This is a genomic window from Haladaptatus sp. DYSN1 (assembly GCF_029489995.1).
Classification (GTDB): Archaea; Halobacteriota; Halobacteria; order Halobacteriales; family Halococcaceae; genus QDMS2.
In genome coordinates, this window is sequence record NZ_CP120470.1 from 582,191 (window position 1) to 597,584 (window position 15,394).

19 protein-coding genes are annotated in these 15,394 nt (G+C 62.5%); 12 read left to right on the top strand and 7 right to left on the bottom strand.

What is annotated here, in order from left to right:
* Positions 1-10 precede the first annotated feature (10 nt).
* Complete coding sequence (locus P0648_RS03060; protein WP_276245710.1) at positions 11-454, top strand: hypothetical protein; 444 nt, start codon at positions 11-13, stop codon at positions 452-454.
* On the opposite strand, the gene P0648_RS03065 is transcribed toward P0648_RS03060, so the two are convergent.
* Positions 451-741 carry a helix-turn-helix transcriptional regulator gene (locus P0648_RS03065; RefSeq protein WP_276245709.1) on the bottom strand — a complete coding sequence of 97 codons (291 nt, stop codon included), beginning with the start codon at positions 739-741 and terminating at the stop codon, positions 451-453. The genes P0648_RS03060 and P0648_RS03065 overlap by 4 nt on opposite strands.
* 139 nt (positions 742-880) lie before the next feature.
* On the opposite strand from P0648_RS03065, the gene P0648_RS03070 reads away from it, so the two are divergent.
* From P0648_RS03070 to P0648_RS03080, 3 genes are read left to right on the top strand one after another with little or no spacing between them, the layout of a single operon-like run.
* Positions 881-1,477: an archaellin/type IV pilin N-terminal domain-containing protein gene (locus tag P0648_RS03070; RefSeq protein ID WP_277505180.1), complete on the top strand. Its 597-nt coding sequence runs from the start codon at positions 881-883 to the stop codon at positions 1,475-1,477.
* A gap of 53 nt (positions 1,478-1,530) precedes the next feature.
* The gene (locus P0648_RS03075; protein WP_276245707.1) at positions 1,531-1,878 is read left to right on the top strand and encodes a hypothetical protein; all 348 of its coding nucleotides are present in this window, start codon (positions 1,531-1,533) and stop codon (positions 1,876-1,878) included.
* A 38-nt stretch (positions 1,879-1,916) separates the two neighbouring features.
* Positions 1,917-2,366, top strand: a complete 450-nt coding sequence (locus P0648_RS03080; RefSeq protein ID WP_276245706.1) for a DUF5807 family protein — start codon at positions 1,917-1,919, stop codon at positions 2,364-2,366.
* Positions 2,367-2,524: 158 nt separating this feature from the next.
* Here P0648_RS03080 and P0648_RS03085 read toward each other — a convergent pair whose 3' ends face one another.
* Together P0648_RS03085 and P0648_RS03090 are read right to left on the bottom strand one after the other, a co-directional pair.
* Complete coding sequence (locus tag P0648_RS03085) at positions 2,525-3,610, bottom strand: DHH family phosphoesterase (RefSeq protein WP_276245705.1); 1,086 nt, start codon at positions 3,608-3,610, stop codon at positions 2,525-2,527.
* A 52-nt stretch (positions 3,611-3,662) separates the two neighbouring features.
* Positions 3,663-4,097, bottom strand: coding sequence for a universal stress protein (locus P0648_RS03090; RefSeq protein ID WP_276245704.1), 435 nt, complete (start codon positions 4,095-4,097; stop codon positions 3,663-3,665).
* An 84-nt stretch (positions 4,098-4,181) separates the two neighbouring features.
* On the opposite strand from P0648_RS03090, the gene P0648_RS03095 reads away from it, so the two are divergent.
* On the top strand, positions 4,182-4,631 hold the full coding sequence (locus tag P0648_RS03095; protein WP_276245703.1) for a universal stress protein: 450 nt from the start codon (positions 4,182-4,184) through the stop codon (positions 4,629-4,631).
* Here P0648_RS03095 and P0648_RS03100 read toward each other — a convergent pair.
* Entirely contained in the window at positions 4,623-5,147 is a 525-nt protein-coding gene (locus P0648_RS03100) for a GNAT family N-acetyltransferase (RefSeq protein ID WP_276245702.1), read from the bottom strand. The two genes, P0648_RS03095 and P0648_RS03100, sit on opposite strands and share 9 nt — an antisense overlap.
* Positions 5,144-5,512, bottom strand: a complete 369-nt coding sequence (locus tag P0648_RS03105) for a universal stress protein (protein ID WP_276245701.1) — start codon at positions 5,510-5,512, stop codon at positions 5,144-5,146. Before P0648_RS03105 ends, P0648_RS03100 begins: the two co-directional genes overlap by 4 nt.
* Positions 5,513-5,592: 80 nt before the next feature.
* On the opposite strand from P0648_RS03105, the gene P0648_RS03110 reads away from it, so the two are divergent.
* Both P0648_RS03110 and P0648_RS03115 read left to right on the top strand, forming a co-directional pair.
* Positions 5,593-6,255, top strand: coding sequence for a DUF5806 family protein (locus P0648_RS03110; protein WP_276245700.1), 663 nt, complete (start codon positions 5,593-5,595; stop codon positions 6,253-6,255).
* A 143-nt stretch (positions 6,256-6,398) separates the two neighbouring features.
* The gene (locus P0648_RS03115) at positions 6,399-7,793 is read left to right on the top strand and encodes an FAD-binding oxidoreductase (RefSeq protein WP_276245699.1); all 1,395 of its coding nucleotides are present in this window, start codon (positions 6,399-6,401) and stop codon (positions 7,791-7,793) included.
* 37 nt (positions 7,794-7,830) lie between these two features.
* On the opposite strand, the gene P0648_RS03120 is transcribed toward P0648_RS03115, so the two are convergent.
* Positions 7,831-8,313, bottom strand: coding sequence for a hypothetical protein (locus tag P0648_RS03120; RefSeq protein ID WP_276245698.1), 483 nt, complete (start codon positions 8,311-8,313; stop codon positions 7,831-7,833).
* Positions 8,314-8,423: 110 nt separating this feature from the next.
* Here P0648_RS03120 and P0648_RS03125 point away from each other — a divergent pair, with 110 nt between their 5' ends.
* From P0648_RS03125 to P0648_RS03145, 5 genes are all read left to right on the top strand, one after another.
* Positions 8,424-10,880 (top strand): ABC transporter ATP-binding protein, encoded by a 2,457-nt coding sequence (locus tag P0648_RS03125; RefSeq protein WP_276245697.1) that lies wholly within the window; start codon positions 8,424-8,426, stop codon positions 10,878-10,880.
* Positions 10,881-10,964: 84 nt separating this feature from the next.
* Positions 10,965-12,656 carry an ABC transporter substrate-binding protein gene (locus P0648_RS03130; protein ID WP_276245696.1) on the top strand — a complete coding sequence of 564 codons (1,692 nt, stop codon included), beginning with the start codon at positions 10,965-10,967 and terminating at the stop codon, positions 12,654-12,656.
* Between the two features lie 40 nt (positions 12,657-12,696).
* Positions 12,697-13,713: an ABC transporter permease gene (locus P0648_RS03135; RefSeq protein WP_276245695.1), complete on the top strand. Its 1,017-nt coding sequence runs from the start codon at positions 12,697-12,699 to the stop codon at positions 13,711-13,713.
* A complete protein-coding gene (locus tag P0648_RS03140) occupies positions 13,710-14,624 on the top strand; it encodes an ABC transporter permease (protein ID WP_276245694.1) in 915 nt (304 codons plus the stop codon). The genes P0648_RS03135 and P0648_RS03140 overlap by 4 nt, the downstream gene beginning before the upstream one ends.
* Positions 14,624-14,965 carry a hypothetical protein gene (locus P0648_RS03145; RefSeq protein WP_276245693.1) on the top strand — a complete coding sequence of 114 codons (342 nt, stop codon included), beginning with the start codon at positions 14,624-14,626 and terminating at the stop codon, positions 14,963-14,965. The genes P0648_RS03140 and P0648_RS03145 overlap by 1 nt, the downstream gene beginning before the upstream one ends.
* Here P0648_RS03145 and P0648_RS03150 read toward each other — a convergent pair.
* The gene (locus P0648_RS03150) at positions 14,962-15,381 is read right to left on the bottom strand and encodes a pyridoxamine 5'-phosphate oxidase family protein (RefSeq protein WP_276245692.1); all 420 of its coding nucleotides are present in this window, start codon (positions 15,379-15,381) and stop codon (positions 14,962-14,964) included. The genes P0648_RS03145 and P0648_RS03150 overlap by 4 nt on opposite strands.
* Positions 15,382-15,394: the final 13 nt, after the last annotated feature.

Here is a 15,394-nt window from a genome sequence, read left to right on the forward strand (position 1 = left end):
TTTCCCTCCCATGGCAGACAACGTTTCGAGTGACAACCCCGCGGTGACGGAGGTCCGCGCCAAACTCGCCCGCCGCGGGCGCACCGACCGCGCCACGATTACCATCCCGGAGGAGCACCACGACGCGTTCCCGGTGGGTGAGGTCGTCCGACTCGTTCTCTCAGGCACGCAGTACTTCGCCAAAATCGAATCGCCCCTCGGGAGCGACGACCCGGAAATCCGCGGTGCCTACGACAACGCGCGGCTCGCTCGCAATCCCGGCGAGGGCGAGAACCACCTCGATGCGTGGGTTCGGAACTCCGGTCGGTCCTTTGGCAGTTCCGTGCTGGTTGATATCGTCGAGAAGGGGTTCCTCTACGGGGTCAGAGTGCCGGGACAGCGTGCGGTCTACAAAGCGGTCGAATCACCGAACTCGAGTCTCGCAGACATCGCCCGGAACCTCGACGAAAATTAGACGTGCTGGAGTGACCCGTAGAGGAACAACCCAATCGCGAGGTGTTGAGCCATCGAGCGTTCGATTTGTGCGCGGGCCGTCGCATCGTCTGCGATGGTGTACTCTTTGGTTCGGACGAGTTTGTGCATCTCCAGGACCTCCGCCGCTTCGAGTTCGTGAAGCGCCGGGTACACGGTCCCCGGACTCAGGTGAGCGTTGAACAGTTTCGAGATGTCTCCCATGAGCTCCTTGCCGTGGGTCGCGCCGCGAAAACCGATGAGTAAGAGGATCTCGTGGGAGTGACCCACGAAACAATGTCACTCGGCGATTCGTCCGTTCGGACACCCCGGCACTGATGTCAGTGCGAGGCGGCGACTTTCGTTGGACCAGCCCCCTGGCTCCCAACGGACTGTGGACGAGTCGCGATGCACAAGGTGAAATTCAACTATGGAACTATTCAGCAACTCCGATGACAACGACCGCGGGCAGGTCGGTATCGGGACACTCATCATCTTCATCGCAATGGTACTCGTCGCAGCTGTCGCTGCCGGTGTGCTCATCAACACCGCGGGCCTGCTCCAGAGCCGCGCTGAAGACATGGGCGCAGACGCCCAGGCACAAGTTTCCAATCAAATCGACGTCGTGAGCGCCACTGGCGCTGTGAACGATACGAGCCCTGGTGTCGACACCGTCACGTTTCTCGTGAAGAAATCACCGGGATCCGATCCAATTGACCTCAGTCAAGCGACAATTCAGTGCGTGAGTGATACGAGCGACGCGACGCTCGTTTACCATGACGGTCTTGCGGCAAATGGAACCCACTACGTCGTACTCGATTCGTCGAATACCAACGTTTCGGACACCGTTCTTGACCAATCGAGCGAACGACTCAAAATTCAGATTGCCGCGAACGCTATCGAAGGAGCCACTCTCGCTGAAGGAGAGACGGCGACCCTCCGTGTCATCGACCAGTCCGGCGCGACCACCACGTACGGTGTGAACGTCCCAGACACACTGGGCTCGAAGGACTACGTCTTAGTCTAATCTAGACCTCACTCCACTTTTTATACAGCAGCTTTACTCGTAGCGAGATTCCAATGACCAGCCACGACGACGAAACCACAGACCCACTCGACCCCGCAGACCTCGAACTTCCCGAATCATTTGCGAAACCGCTCGGGGACAATCGATTCGTCATCACGTCTGGTGCGGACGGGCCGACGCCGCCCGAGGTTCAGGCCGCAGCCGAGACGCCAGCGCGAGCGTACGAGTTCGCCCTTTCCCTGCGGGTCGAGGGCGTGCACGCTGAGACGGCGATTTCGACCAACGACCTCGGGGCGGCCTTCGAGGACCTCCTGCTGGCGGTCACCGAGGCGGTGGCTCCTGACTTGCCGCCGGAGCAGGCGCTTCGCGTCCTCCTCGCGGCAACGTCGCTCGAACCCTGAGCCACACGGTTTTTATCCACCGCACCGATAGCACGGCCATGAGCGAAACCGCGCGTGAGGAGTTCCTGGCTGGAAAGCGTACCGACGACGTGTTGATTTTCTTCGCCGCACACGCCCTCTCGAATCCCGAGGCGCTCGCCGAACATGGCGAAGTCCGTGACGAGGGCGTCGTGATGGTCCTCCCCGGCAAGCAGGGGCGCGCGATGTACGAGAAGGCGACGGGCGTAGACCCGATGACGTTCGCGCAGCGAGCGATGGGCAACGACGGCGACATCGGCGGCGACCTGCTCTCTGGAACCTGTCCGCAGAAGTGGGACGAAGAGTCGGACGACGACCACCAGATTCGTAACATCTTCGCGTTCGCCGAGGAGCAAAACGAAGAGGTTGGCGGCCTCTACGCGGAAGGTGACGTCATCCACGCCTACGCCCACTGTACCTGCGGGGCTGCCTACTCTGACCGGTGGGTCGTCGTCGACCGCGAAGCCTGACGTCCGCTCACGGAGTCGTTGAAGTGGGGTGGGGTAGGGGCACGTAGAACAATAACCGATTGCCCCTACATAATTATTCACGTAATGTGATATAAAGTTTAACCCCGTATCGACAGAATATCTGAATATTCGGCCACGATTCTCGGCCGATGCGCTCCTCAGTCCTCGTCGGTCGGCAATTCCTCCGCAGCGAGGCGCTCAAACGCGGAGAGAATCGTCTGCTTGGTCACCGCGCCCTGCGTCGTCCAGTGATGCGCGTAATCTAACATGTCGTTGTAGATGTCCGGTTTGCATCCGGCGGCTTTCGGATGGCCGCCGCCGTTTACCTGCGCGGCGACTTCGTGGCAGCGTTCGAAGTTTTCCGTGCCGCGAATCGACGCGCTGCCGGCGGGTTTCACGATGACCGCGGCGTCTGAGCCCTGTTCGCGCAGGGCTTCTGCGACTTCGTTCTGTGAACAGCGGCCGTAGGTCACGCCGACGGTCCAGTCGCCGATTTCGTGGAACTCGGCCCGCGAGACGGCCTGTTCGATGAGCGCCTCCTTCTCGACGCGCATCTCCGCTAAGAATTCGAGGGCATCCTCGGGGAGGGCAGCGCCGTGTTCCTGGATGATTGCTGCGTACTCTTCAGGTTCGCTCCAGTAGGCGAGGTCCGCGAGATCGTCGCTGCGCGGGTCTTCGCGCAGCCAGAGGTCGTGGTCGCGGGTGACGGCGGCGAGTTCGACCAGGTACTCGGGAAAGTCGAAGTCGAGCGAGCGAAGCGCCACGTCCGCGGTACACTCCTCCTCTGAGTCGCCGATGACGAGTTCGACGCCCGTCTCGCGGACGGCTTCAGCCACCTCGTCGTTCCACTGGTGGTGGTCGAACCACGTCACGTCCGCGTGGTCGACGAGCAGATTCAGTTCCTCGTCTACGTACTCGAACTTGTCCGGACAGAGGTCGCAGACGAAAACGGTCGCGCCCGGTTCGGCGTACTCGGCGACGTGCTCCATCGCGTCCTCCAGGTCGTAGGGGCCCGCGCCGACGAGCGCGGCCTCGCCGTAGGCCGCGCGGATGAGCGCCACGCAGGCGAGGCCGTCTGCGTCCGGGTCGGCGATGACGACGGTCGTTGCGCCGTCCAGGGCCTCCGCTATCTCCTGTACTTCGAGTTCGTCTTCGAACGAATCGGGGGTGAAAAAGCCGGTCCCCGGAAGGACGGATTTCCGGGGCAGCGAGAGTCGTTCGTCGTCGATGAGATAATCGTCCATAGGCATTCGACGAACTGACGCGAAAAGAACGACTCGGTTGAGCGGGCCGGGCTCAGGCGGGTTCGCCTTCGAGCTGGCGGACCGTGAGGACGGGAACCGAGCACCGACGGACGACCGTCTCCGCAACGCTGCCGAGCAGGAAGCGGTGTTCGCCGTGGCGGCCTCGCGTGCCCGTTGCGACCACGTCGACGTCGTTGTCGCGGGCGTACTCGCAGATGACGCTCGCCGGGCGACCCGTTTCGATTGCGGTGATGACCTCGCCGCTCGCGGCGTCTTTGACGGCGGAAAGCGCCTCGTCGGCGGAGGCTTCGAGCGCGTCGCGGAACTCGTCGCGGATGGTGTCGGGGGCGGTGTCTATCTCGCTGTCGTCGACGACGTAGAGCGCGTGGACCGTGGCATCGAAGCGGTCTGCGAGGTCGAGTGCCACGGTGACGGCTCGCTCTACGCTCGCAGAGCCGTCGGTCGCGATGACCACGGAGTCTATCATGCGTCCATCTTCTGGTCGATAGTGTATAAACTCTGCCTGTCCACCCTCGGAGGCTTTTTTAGGTGGGGCGACGCAGGTTGCGACATGGCTGCGCCCGTTTCAGTCGACACGGTGCTCGCCCCCGTAGACGGCAGCGAAGCGTCCATGCAGGCTGCCGAGTACGCACTCGCGATCGCCGAACGTTACGGCGCATCGGTCCACATCCTGAGCATCGTAAGCGAAGACTCCGTCCGTGCGATGGCGACCGGCGAACTCGAACCCGAGACCGTCGCAAACCGGATGGAGACGTTCGTCGAATCGCTCGAATCCATCGTCCCCGAGGGAGTCACCATCGGCCACTCCGCCGCCGCTGGCTTCTCGCTCAAGCGCAAGACCCAGCACCCCGGCAGCGTCATCCTCGACGTGGCCGACGAGGTGGACGCTGACTTCCTCGTCATTCCGCGCGAACCGCTCACCGGTCGTCCGGACGAAGTTCTCTCGAAATCCGCAGAATACGTGTTGCTCTACGCGAGCCAGCCCGTCCTCTCAGTTTAGCCGAATCGACATCTCGAGTTCGAAACTCTCGCTCCCACTCGTCTCGAAGCCGACCTTGTGATACAGCCCGATAGCCGCGGCGTTCCACCGTTCGACGGTGAGCCACACCTTCTCGACGCCGCGGGCTGCACCCTCGCCGAGCAGTGCGGTCAACAGCGCAGAGCCGATGCCTGCTCCCTGGTAGTCGTGGAGGACGAAGATGGCGAGTTCGTAGGCCTCCTCGCCGTCGGGGACGAGCGTCGCGTGGCCGATGACGTCGCCCTCGTTGCGGGCGACCACGTTGTAGCCCTTCGGGACGATATTTTCGAGCCACTCGCGAATCCCCTCCTCGCGGACGGGCGGGATGCCCTGAGCGCGGTCTGCGGGGTCGAACTCGGTGTACATCGCGACGAGGTCTGACACGTCCTCGCCGTCGTAGGTCTCAACGGCTATCTCGCGGCCATCCTTGTCCGTGACCGAGCGCGGCGGTTTCTCGAAGGGTCCCGCCACCTCTTCGGGATAGATTTCGTGACTCATCGGATGAGCGTCACCGACGTTCTCGAGTTGAGGAGGACGAATTCGGAGATGCTCCCGAGGTTTATCTTCCCCATCGGACTGCGCTGGCCGCCGCCGAGAACCACGCGGTCGAATTCGCCGCTGTCTGCCAGTTCTACCAGTTTGCTCCCGGGATGGCCCGAGAGGTGCTGGATGTTCGCTTCGACGCCGCCGTCGTCCAGGACCTCGCGTACCCGTCGTTCGACCGTGGCGGTCGCGCGGTCGGACTCGGGGTTGTCGAGAATCGCGACGGTGAGGGTGTCGCCCGTCACTTTGGTGCGTTCGACGACCTCCTCCAGCGCGTGGAGGGAGTCGTCGCTGCCACCGATGCCCAGCAGGACCTTCATACGCCCAGCAAGGCGACCCGGCGGCAAAGTCGTTGTCCCTCCGTCGATACGGTTTTGGGGCCGGCGAAACTGGGTGAGGTATGGCAGGCGACCCGCCGGCTTCCGAGGAGCCAGCACGCGAGGAATCGGGCACGGAGGAGCAATCAGCAGCGCCAGCGGAGACCGCACACTCCGGAGATGACGCGGCGGACGCAGCCGCCCAGGACCAGCCGGAACGCGACATCCCCGCGGACGTCCGCGAGTACGCCCGCTTCTCGAAGATGGACGGGGCGGCCTACGAGCGCGTCAACCAGTTCCTGCGCGACCGAACGCACATCACCGCCCGCGAGTGGGCCATCGCGCGTCTCTGCTCTGATTTCCGCACCGAGACGGGCGTCGAGATGACGAAAATCGGCAAGAACCTGCCGGAACTCGTCCCGTTCATGACGGACACCTACTCGCCACAGGCCGTCAATCAGGCCCGGTCGTCGTTCGAAGGCAAGGTTCGCAAAGCCGGGGCGACCTTCCTCTACGGCGCGATGTGCGACTTCTTCACCGCGGAGGAACTCGACGACGTGATGTACGAGGCGACGGAGGTGGCGAAATTCCTCCTCGAAGTCGAAGGCGTGGACCTCGCGGTGGACGAGGAACTGGCCGCAGAAGAGCGGATTTCGACCGTGATGCGCGAGGTGCGCCAGGCGAGTCAGGAATTACGGTACGAAGAAGTCGAGTGCCCCGAGTGCGGGTGCATTCACGAACCCTGAGATTGCCCGCCCCGTTTCGTTGCAGTCGGTGACGGCAGTCGCTTTCATTTCTCAGTGGTCACTGCTTTTCTGGAACATCACCGAGCAGGCGTCTGGCGTGTGAGTTTATGCAATCGGGAAGCGTCTGGTAACTGTGAGCTGTGATGGCACTTACCACGAACTCGGGAGCTGATAGTGCAGTACGTGGGCTCAAGGCGAACATACGCGGGCAGGTGATTCAACCGGGCGACGACGGATACGACGAGGCTCGGACGGTATACAACGCGATGATCGACCGCCGCCCTGCTGTCGTCGTGCGTCCGACTGGGGCTGCCGACGTGATGGCTGCGGTCGATTTCGCCCGAGAACACGACCTCGTGATTGCCGTGAAAGGCGGTGGCCACAACGTTGCGGGGAATGCCGTCTGTGACGGTGGCCTCCAAATTGACCTCTGTAACATGACTTCCGTCCGTGTCGATACCGAGGCCCGAACGGTTCACGTCGGCCCCGGCGCGCGATTGGGCGACGTTGACCACGAAACCGCGCCGCTCGGCCTTGTCGCACCCGCGGGCGTCGTTTCAATCACGGGCGTCGCAGGACTGGCCCTCGGTGGTGGGTTCGGCTATCTCTGTCGAAAACACGGATTGACGATAGACAACCTCCGGTCGATAGACCTCGTCACAGCGCAGGGCGAACTCGTCCACGCCAGTGCTGAGCGCAACCCCGACCTGTTCTGGGGCGTTCGGGGCGGCAGTGGCAACTTCGGCATCGTGACAAACTTCGAGTTCGCCCTCCACGAACTGGAGGGGGTTCTCGCGGGGTTGCTTATTTATCCTGCTGCAGAGGCACACTCGGTCGTCCGGTCGTGGTGGGAGCACGCTGCAAACGCTCCCGACGAGTTGTCCGTGTGGCTCAATTTCTCCACCGCTGCTCCCGAACCGTTCATCCCGGAAGTGTACCACGGCAAACGGATTCTCTCGGTTATTCCGATATTCTCGGGTGCCGTCGAAGACGGCTGGGAGGCGATTGCGCCGTTCAAGAAACTGGGCACGCTCCTCGCCGACACGGTCGAACCGTGGCGGTTCGTCGAGTGGCAACAGGCGTTCGACGCGTCGTATCCGGCCGGCGAGCGCTATTTCTGGAAGTCGCACAATTTCAAATCCCCGTCTGCCGAAGCGCTTGATTGCATCACTGACCACGCCATTTCACCGCCAACGCCTGAAACGCGCGTCTCTGTCACCCACCTCGGCGGTGCGGTAAATCGCGTTCCTTCGGATGCGACGGCCTATCCCCACCGAGACGCAGATTTCTTGGTGAACATCACGACACGCTGGCAAAGCCCCAACCAAGATGATGCGTGTATTGGGTGGACTCGGGAGTACTTCGAGGCGTTAGCCCCCCACGCGACCGGTGGAACCTACGTGAACTTCACAACCGAATCCGACGGTGAGCAATCGATGGCGTATCTGGAGAACTACGACCGCCTCGTTGCGCTCAAAAATAAGTGGGACCCGGACAATCTGTTCCGGTTGAACCAGAACATCAAACCGACTGTCTGAGCCTCTCCACTCTTTCTCACTATACCCCGAAATCCGCCTAGTCTCGCTGTGGCAACAACATCGCCGCCTGCTCGTGGGTGAACGTGATGATGCGGTCGGTCGAGAGTCGTCGGACGTGGGTGTAGACGACACCTTCTTCGCGGGCACGCGAAATCATGTCGCCACCGGCTCGCACGTCGTAGTACGCCGGGAGGCAGATGGCGCGTTTTGCGCGTTCGTCGCGGATAACTAGCAAGAGGTAGATGATGTCCTCGTTCCCGGCGCGAAACACCTCGTAGGAGTCGAACTCGGCGTGTTCGTTGTCCATCCAGCCGGCGAGTTCCTCGAATTCGGAGGAGGAGACGATGAGGTCGATACCGTAGCGCACCTCGTCCGCGATGGCGACGCTGTCGCCGGGGTGTAACTCGACGACCTCCCAGTTGTCGTCGCGGTACTCCTCGGCGGTCGCCTCCATGTCGGCGAGCACGGCGTCCCACTGGCCGGAGACCCGGCCAAGCGGGTTATGGGCTTCCTCAGACATACCCGTACGTGACCCGCCGTGGTTCAAAAGGGTTCGGCTGTGGGGTCGGTTCGCGTGGGTGTTAGGGACATTCGGTACTGGTTTATAGTGAGATTTCAAAATTTGCCTCAATGACCGACCTGCTCTCCATATCGGGCCTCCGCACGCAGTTCAACACGGAGCGGGGTGCCGTGAAGGCAGTGGACGGGATCGACCTCACGATTCGCGAAGGCGAAACCGTGGGCCTCGTCGGCGAATCGGGCTCGGGCAAGAGCGTGACCGCACTCTCGACGATGAACCTGGTCGACGACCCGGGACACATCGCCGGCGGGTCGGTGACGTTTCACGCTCCCGAGGTCGCCGACGAACTCGCACGCAAGTACAAGAATTCGGACCAGTTCGTCGACCAGGACGAGGGCGTCATCGACATCACGAACGCGCCTGAATCGGCCATGCGCGAGATTCGCGGCGGCGCGATGAGCATGATTTTCCAGGACCCGATGACGTCGCTCAACCCGGCGCTCACCGTTGGCGAGCAGGTCGCAGAGAGCCTGCGTCTCCACCAGTACGGGGGCCGCCGGAAGGACTCGTGGCTGAACGCCGTCCGAGAAATCCTGCCGAAACTCGGCTCCGACATGAGCGAGGAGATTCTCGAGGACACCATCGACATTCTTTCTGCGGTAGGCATTCCGGAACCCGAAGCCCGCATCGAGAGCTACCCACACGAGTTCTCCGGCGGGATGCGCCAGCGCGTGCTCATCGCCATCGCGCTCGCTTGCCAGCCCCAGTTGCTCATCGCAGACGAGCCGACGACGGCCCTCGACGTGACGATTCAGGCCCAGATTCTCGAACTCATCAACGAACTCCAGGACGACCTCGGGATGTCCGTCCTGTTCATTACCCACGACCTCGGCGTGGTCGCAGAGACCTGCGACCGCGTGGCCGTGATGTACGCCGGCGAAATCGTCGAAGAGGGGCCAGTCGAGGAAATCTTCGACAACCCGAGTCACCCCTACACCTACGCGCTGCTCGAATCCATCCCGCGCGAGGACGCAGACCGCCTCACGCCAATCGAGGGGAACGTCCCGGGTCTCATCGATATGCCCGACGGGTGCCACTTTGCAGACCGGTGTCCGTGGGCGACCGAGGAGTGTACCGCAGGTGAGATTCCGTTCCTCCAGCACGGTCCCGAAGACGTAGACCACCGGGCGAAGTGCATCTTCGAATCGTTCGACAAGGACGAGTACGGCGCAGACCGCGAGGGTGTCTCCGCCCACGAGTCCACGGTGGACTACGACGCAGAGCAAATTCTCTCCGTGCGCGACCTGAAAAAGCACTTCTCGAAGGCAGACGGGATGTTAGACGAACTGCTCGCGAAGAACCCGGAGAGCGTGAAAGCCGTAGACGGTGTGGACTTAGATATTTACGAGGGCGAAACGCTCGGCCTCGTCGGCGAATCTGGCTGTGGCAAATCCACGACCGGGCGGACCGTCCTGCGACTGCTCGACCCAACCGAAGGGACCGTGGTGTTCCAGGGAGAGGACATCAACCACCTCTCGAAGACCGAGATGCGCGAGCTGCGCCGGGACATGCAGATGATTTTCCAGGACCCGATGTCCAGTCTCGACCCGCGCATGAACGTCGGGCAAATCATCAAAGAACCGCTCAAGATTCACGACCTCGCGGAGGGTCGTCGCCGCGAGCGCGTCGAGGAACTGATGGAGGCCGTCGGCCTCGACCCCGCCCAGTACGACCGGTACCCCCACGAGATTTCCGGCGGCCAGCGCCAGCGCGTCGGCATCGCCCGTGCGCTCGCCGTGGACCCTGACTTCATCGTCTGTGACGAGCCAGTCTCGGCGCTCGACGTAAGTGTGCAGGCCCAGATTCTGAACCTGCTCGAAGACCTCCAGCACGAATTTGGCCTGACCTACCTGTTCATCGCCCACGACCTCTCCGTGGTGCGCCACCTGTGTGACCGCGTGGCCGTGATGTACCTCGGGGAAGTCGTCGAAATCGCGGAAACCGACGACCTGTTCGCAGACCCGCGCCATCCCTACACGCAGGCGTTGCTCTCTGCGATTCCAGAACCCGACCCCCACGCGGAGACCGACCGCATCCTGCTCGAAGGCGACGTGCCGAGCCCCATCAATCCACCTTCTGGCTGCCACTTCCGCACGCGGTGTCCACAGGTCATCCCACCGGAGGGCCTCGACATCGAACAGGCTGCCTACCGCGAAGTGATGGACTTCCGCGAGCGTGTCGAGAACGAAGACCTCGTGTTAGACCCCGTCTGGGCGACGGCCGATTCACAGGCGTCTTCGGCCGTCGCCACCGACGGTGGCTACCCGGCCCCACTCACCGCGTTCATCGACGCGCTCTACGACCGCGAGTTCGACCGGGAACTCACGGGCGAACCTCGCGACGTGGTCGAAGAGTCGATGCGCCACCTCGCAGACGGCGACTGGGAGCAGGCCGCGGCCACGCTCCGGAGTACATTTGCGAGCATCTGTGAACAGTCCCGCCCACTGTTGCAGGATGAGTCTCATCCCGCTGCCTGCCACCTCTACGACCAACCCTCCGAAAACTAGCTCTTGAGGTCCTCTCGGGCCTGTTCTTATGTTCACGAGATATATCCGATACTATTATCAATGATGTATGTTGGACTTTGACGCATGTCTTCTGAAGACAACCTGAAGCGTCGTAGCTTCCTCAAGGCAGCAGGCGGTGCAGCAGTCGCTGCATCCATGGCCGGCTGTATCGCGGGCAACGATGAGGGCGACGGCGGTGGCAACGGTGACGGCAACGGGAACGGCGGCGGCAACGGCGGCTCGGGCGGCACGCTGCTCTACTCCCGTGGCTCTCACTCGGGTACCCTCGACCCACAGAACACGACCTCGGGCGAGGACGTGAAGGTCACCAACCAGATGTACGACCAGCTCGTGATGTTCGAGCCGGGCAAGACCTCCCTCATGAAGGGTCTCGCGACGGAGTGGGACCTCTCGGGCACGACGGCCACGCTCACCCTCCGCGAGGGCGTCACATTCCACAACGGCGAGGAGTTCACCGCGTCCGACTTCAAGGCGACCTACCGCCGCTTCGTGGACACCGAGTACGAACACTTCCCCGGCTCCGACTACGCCTCCGCGTACGGGCCGTTCACGCTCGGCAACTGGATCAAGAGTGTCAACGCAGAGGAGGACTACAAACTCACCATCGAACTCAAAGAGAAGTACGCACCGTTCCTGCGTAACCTCGCGATGTTCGCCTCCTCCGTTCACTCGGAGAAAGCCATCCAGGAGAAGGGCACGGACCTCTCTTCTGACCCAGTCGGCACCGGTCCATTCCAGCTGAAGGCCCTCGAAGACAGCACGGAAACCGTCCGTCTCGAAGCCTTCGACGACTACTGGGGCGACGGTCCGAAGGTGGACGAAGCAGTGTTCCTCACGACGAAGCAGAACACGGCGCGTGCCCAGTCGCTTGACGCGGGCGAGACGCACATCGTGGACGGCCTCGGTAGCGAGGCAGCGAAAATCGTGGACAGTTCCTCGAACGCCTCCCTCGAACAGTTCGAGGGTATCAACATCGGCTACATGGCGTTCAACTTCGCAAAGCGCGAGGAGTTCCGCAACAAGAAGGTTCGCCAGGCTATCAGCTACGCCATCGACACGAAAGCCATCGTGGACAACATCTACGAAGGCTTCGCAGAGCAGGCAAACCAGCCGATTCCGTCGAACGTCCTCGGCTTCAACGACGAAATCTCGGAGTACAAATACGACCAGGAGAAGGCCCAGTCACTCCTCGACGAGGCCGGCTACGGTGACGGCTTCACCTTCGAACTCGCGACGTTCAAGAACCCACGCGGGTACAACCCGTCGCCGATTTCGACCGCGGAGAAGGTCCGCTCTGACCTCGGTGCCATCGGCATCACCGTCGAAATCAACCAGCAGTCGTTCGACCCGTTCCTCGACTACACCGCAGAGGGCAAACACGACGCGTGTTTCCTCGGCTGGTACACCGACAACGGCGACCCGGACAACTTCTTCTACGCACTGCTCCACCCCGGCGTCGAATCGCCAGACGGGCAGGACTACGTCACCTTCGACACCGAGGGCTTCAACACCCTCAACGTCGCTGGCTGGGCGAATCAGGAGTACATGACGCTCGTCGAAGAGGGCCAGGCCACCTACGACGAGGCAACTCGCACGGAGAAGTACAACCAGGCTGCCCAACTCGCACACGACGAGGCTCCGTGGGTCTTCATCGACCACGCACAGGAGCTTCGCGGCGTCGCCAACGGCGTCTCCGGGTACACCCCGACTGCAATCGGCGGGCCGTACCTGAAGGACGTTACCCTCTCACAATAGAATCGGGCAATTTTTGATTGAACTTCGTTTTTAGTGAACTATGGTCTCAAAGCGGTTCGTTGCAAAGCGACTCCTGTTGCTGATTCCGGTGTTGTTCGGAGTCGCGACGCTCGTCTTTGCAATCCTCCACCTCGCGCCGGGCAACCCGGCGCGCGTCATCGCTGGGCAACGGGCCACAGAGGAGGCAGTCAGACAGATAGAGAATCAACTCGGTTTGAACGACCCAATCTACGTCCAGTACGGGCGCTTCCTCGTCGACGCGGCGCAGTTCGAGTTCGGAAACTCGTTCGTCATCGACAAGGACTCGAGCGTCCAGCAGTTGCTCCAGACTCGCATCCCCGTCACGCTCGAACTCGCGCTGTACGGGCAGATAATCGGTATCCTGCTCGGGATTCCACTCGGCGTGATTTCGGCGGTCAAACAGGACTCCCTGACCGACCACTTCACGCGAATCGGCGCGCTCACCGGCATCAGCGTCCCCATCTTCTGGAGCGGGCCGCTGCTCATCCTACTGCTTGCCCAGCAGTACGACGTCTTCCCGACGGGCCGGCGCATCTCGCCGCTGTTCTCGACGCCGGAACCCATCACGGGCCTACTGACGATAGACACGCTCCTGTACGGGCAGTACGACGCGTTCTTCTCGGCGGTCCACCACCTCATCCTGCCGGCCTGCGTCATCGGTATCTACTCGATGGCGCTGCTCTCGCGGATGATGCGCTCGTCGATGCTCGAAGTCGTCCGCCAGGACTACATCCGCACCGCCCGCGCGAAGGGTCAGGGCGTGAAAATCACGCTGATGAAACACGGCTTCAAGAACGCGCTAATCCCGGTCATCACGGTCATCGGGATTCAGTTCGGGACGCTGCTCGGCGGCGCGGTGCTGACCGAGACGGTGTTCTCGCTCAACGGCATCGGCACGCTGCTCGTCGAGGCCATCGAGGTGGGCGACTATCCGGTCGTGCAGGGGACAGTCCTCACCTTCGCGTTCCTGTTCACGCTCGTGAACCTGGGCGTCGACATCACCTACAGCTACCTTGACCCGAGGATCGAACAATGAGTACGGAAACCAAAACCAAGCAACGGAACGACCGCGGCCTTCTCGACCGCCTGCAAGCCTCGCCGTTCCTCTCTGAACTCCTGTCGAACCGGCTCGCCGTCGCTGGCCTGCTCATCATCTTCTCGATGCTGGTCATCGCCATCTACGCACGGTTGTTCATCGACGTCGGTGCGATTACCACGTCGCAACTCGGGACGAACCCCGACCGCGCCGCACCGTCGGCCGAATTCTGGTTCGGGACGGACGGGCAGGCCCGCGACATCTTCCCGCGCGTCATGTACGGCGCGTGGCTGGCGATGAAGTTCGGGACCATCACGGTCGGCCTCTCGACGGTGGCGGGCATCACGCTCGGCATCATGGCCGCCTACTACTCCGACCTCACGGACAACGTCATCATGCGGACGATGGACGTGCTGCTCGCGTTCCCATCGCTCCTGCTCGCACTGGCGCTCGTCGCCATCTTCGGCGCGGGACTCTGGAAGGTGGTCATCGCGCTCACCCTCGTCTACACGCCGCGTTTCGCACGCGTCGTCCGCGGGGCGGCGCTCAAAGTGCTCGAAGACGAGTACGTGGACGCCACCGTCGCGCTCGGCGCACGCGACCCGCGGGTGTTGTTCCGCCACATCCTGCCGAACACGCTCGCGCCCATCACGGTCCAGAGTACGCTCAACTTCGGCCTCGCCATCATCGACCTTGCGGCGCTCTCGTTCCTCGGCTTTGGTGCCGCGCCCGGGACGCCGTCGTGGGGGCTGATGCTCTCGAACGGGGTCAACAAGGGCCTGCTCTCTGGCATCTGGTGGTGGTCGTTCTTCCCCGGCCTGTTCCTCGCCATCACCGTCCTCGGATTCAACCTCCTTGGTGACGGGATGCGCGATGCACTGGACCCACGGATGCGCGACGCCATCGACTGATGGACCTGCTCGCGTGGCTTCGCCCGCGCATCCGACTGCTGGGTGGGGCTGGCCTCGTCGGCCTCGCCGTCGGCGTCGTCGGCACGCTCGCCTACGGCCTCTGGCTGGGTGACGCCACGTTCGCCGTCAATCAGGTGTTCGCCCTCGGGGCGCTCGCGCTCGGCTTCGCCACGCTTGGCTGGACCGGCTCCGTGTTCATGGGTCGCTCCATCGAGACGATGCAGTCGTACCTCTCAGAGTCGTCAGAGTGGACAGAAGCAGATTCTCGCCGGGCGATGGCCCGCATCGCCGGGTTCGGCGCGGGTGTAATGCTCGGCGCGGTCGTCGCGTCGTTCGTCTAACGACGCTGGCGCGTCGGCGGCGCACGCCCCATAACCGCATCGGGGCGAATCTTCAAAATCGTGCGTCCGGGTTCGTTCGACGCATCTCGCGGATACTTTCTGACGCCCGTGTACCGCTCTGCGAGTTTGTTCAGATGCTCACGGTCGACGTCTTCGCGCATTTCGACGACTTCGCCGCGGATGTGGAGGTAGCGATACGGGTTCTCGGGGTCGCTAATCGCAATCGAGACGTGGGGGTCGCGTTCGACGTTCCGATGTTTGCGGTTGCCCGTCACCGTGTTCACGTAGAGAAAGCCGTCTTCGTACTCGACCCACATGGGGACGACGTGGGGGGTGCCGTCGGGGAGGACGGAGGCGAACTGGGCGAAGGCCCGCCCCTCGAACAGGTCGTGGAACTCCGGGGGAATTTCGGCCATTCACGTTGCTACG

Coding starts and splice junctions, on each gene's coding strand:
- P0648_RS03120 (WP_276245698.1), bottom strand. CDS start 8,313: ATGTCTGAGGAAGCCCATAACCCGCTTGGCCGGGTCTCCGGCCAGTGG.
- P0648_RS03070 (WP_277505180.1), top strand. CDS start 881: ATGGAACTATTCAGCAACTCCGATGACAACGACCGCGGGCAGGTCGGT.
- P0648_RS03095 (WP_276245703.1), top strand. CDS start 4,182: ATGGCTGCGCCCGTTTCAGTCGACACGGTGCTCGCCCCCGTAGACGGC.
- P0648_RS03145 (WP_276245693.1), top strand. CDS start 14,624: ATGGACCTGCTCGCGTGGCTTCGCCCGCGCATCCGACTGCTGGGTGGG.
- P0648_RS03135 (WP_276245695.1), top strand. CDS start 12,697: ATGGTCTCAAAGCGGTTCGTTGCAAAGCGACTCCTGTTGCTGATTCCG.
- P0648_RS03110 (WP_276245700.1), top strand. CDS start 5,593: ATGGCAGGCGACCCGCCGGCTTCCGAGGAGCCAGCACGCGAGGAATCG.
- P0648_RS03090 (WP_276245704.1), bottom strand. CDS start 4,097: ATGATAGACTCCGTGGTCATCGCGACCGACGGCTCTGCGAGCGTAGAG.
- P0648_RS03115 (WP_276245699.1), top strand. CDS start 6,399: ATGGCACTTACCACGAACTCGGGAGCTGATAGTGCAGTACGTGGGCTC.
- P0648_RS03140 (WP_276245694.1), top strand. CDS start 13,710: ATGAGTACGGAAACCAAAACCAAGCAACGGAACGACCGCGGCCTTCTC.
- P0648_RS03105 (WP_276245701.1), bottom strand. CDS start 5,512: ATGAAGGTCCTGCTGGGCATCGGTGGCAGCGACGACTCCCTCCACGCG.
- P0648_RS03130 (WP_276245696.1), top strand. CDS start 10,965: ATGTCTTCTGAAGACAACCTGAAGCGTCGTAGCTTCCTCAAGGCAGCA.
- P0648_RS03075 (WP_276245707.1), top strand. CDS start 1,531: ATGACCAGCCACGACGACGAAACCACAGACCCACTCGACCCCGCAGAC.
- P0648_RS03150 (WP_276245692.1), bottom strand. CDS start 15,381: ATGGCCGAAATTCCCCCGGAGTTCCACGACCTGTTCGAGGGGCGGGCC.
- P0648_RS03085 (WP_276245705.1), bottom strand. CDS start 3,610: ATGGACGATTATCTCATCGACGACGAACGACTCTCGCTGCCCCGGAAA.
- P0648_RS03125 (WP_276245697.1), top strand. CDS start 8,424: ATGACCGACCTGCTCTCCATATCGGGCCTCCGCACGCAGTTCAACACG.
- P0648_RS03080 (WP_276245706.1), top strand. CDS start 1,917: ATGAGCGAAACCGCGCGTGAGGAGTTCCTGGCTGGAAAGCGTACCGAC.
- P0648_RS03060 (WP_276245710.1), top strand. CDS start 11: ATGGCAGACAACGTTTCGAGTGACAACCCCGCGGTGACGGAGGTCCGC.
- P0648_RS03100 (WP_276245702.1), bottom strand. CDS start 5,147: ATGAGTCACGAAATCTATCCCGAAGAGGTGGCGGGACCCTTCGAGAAA.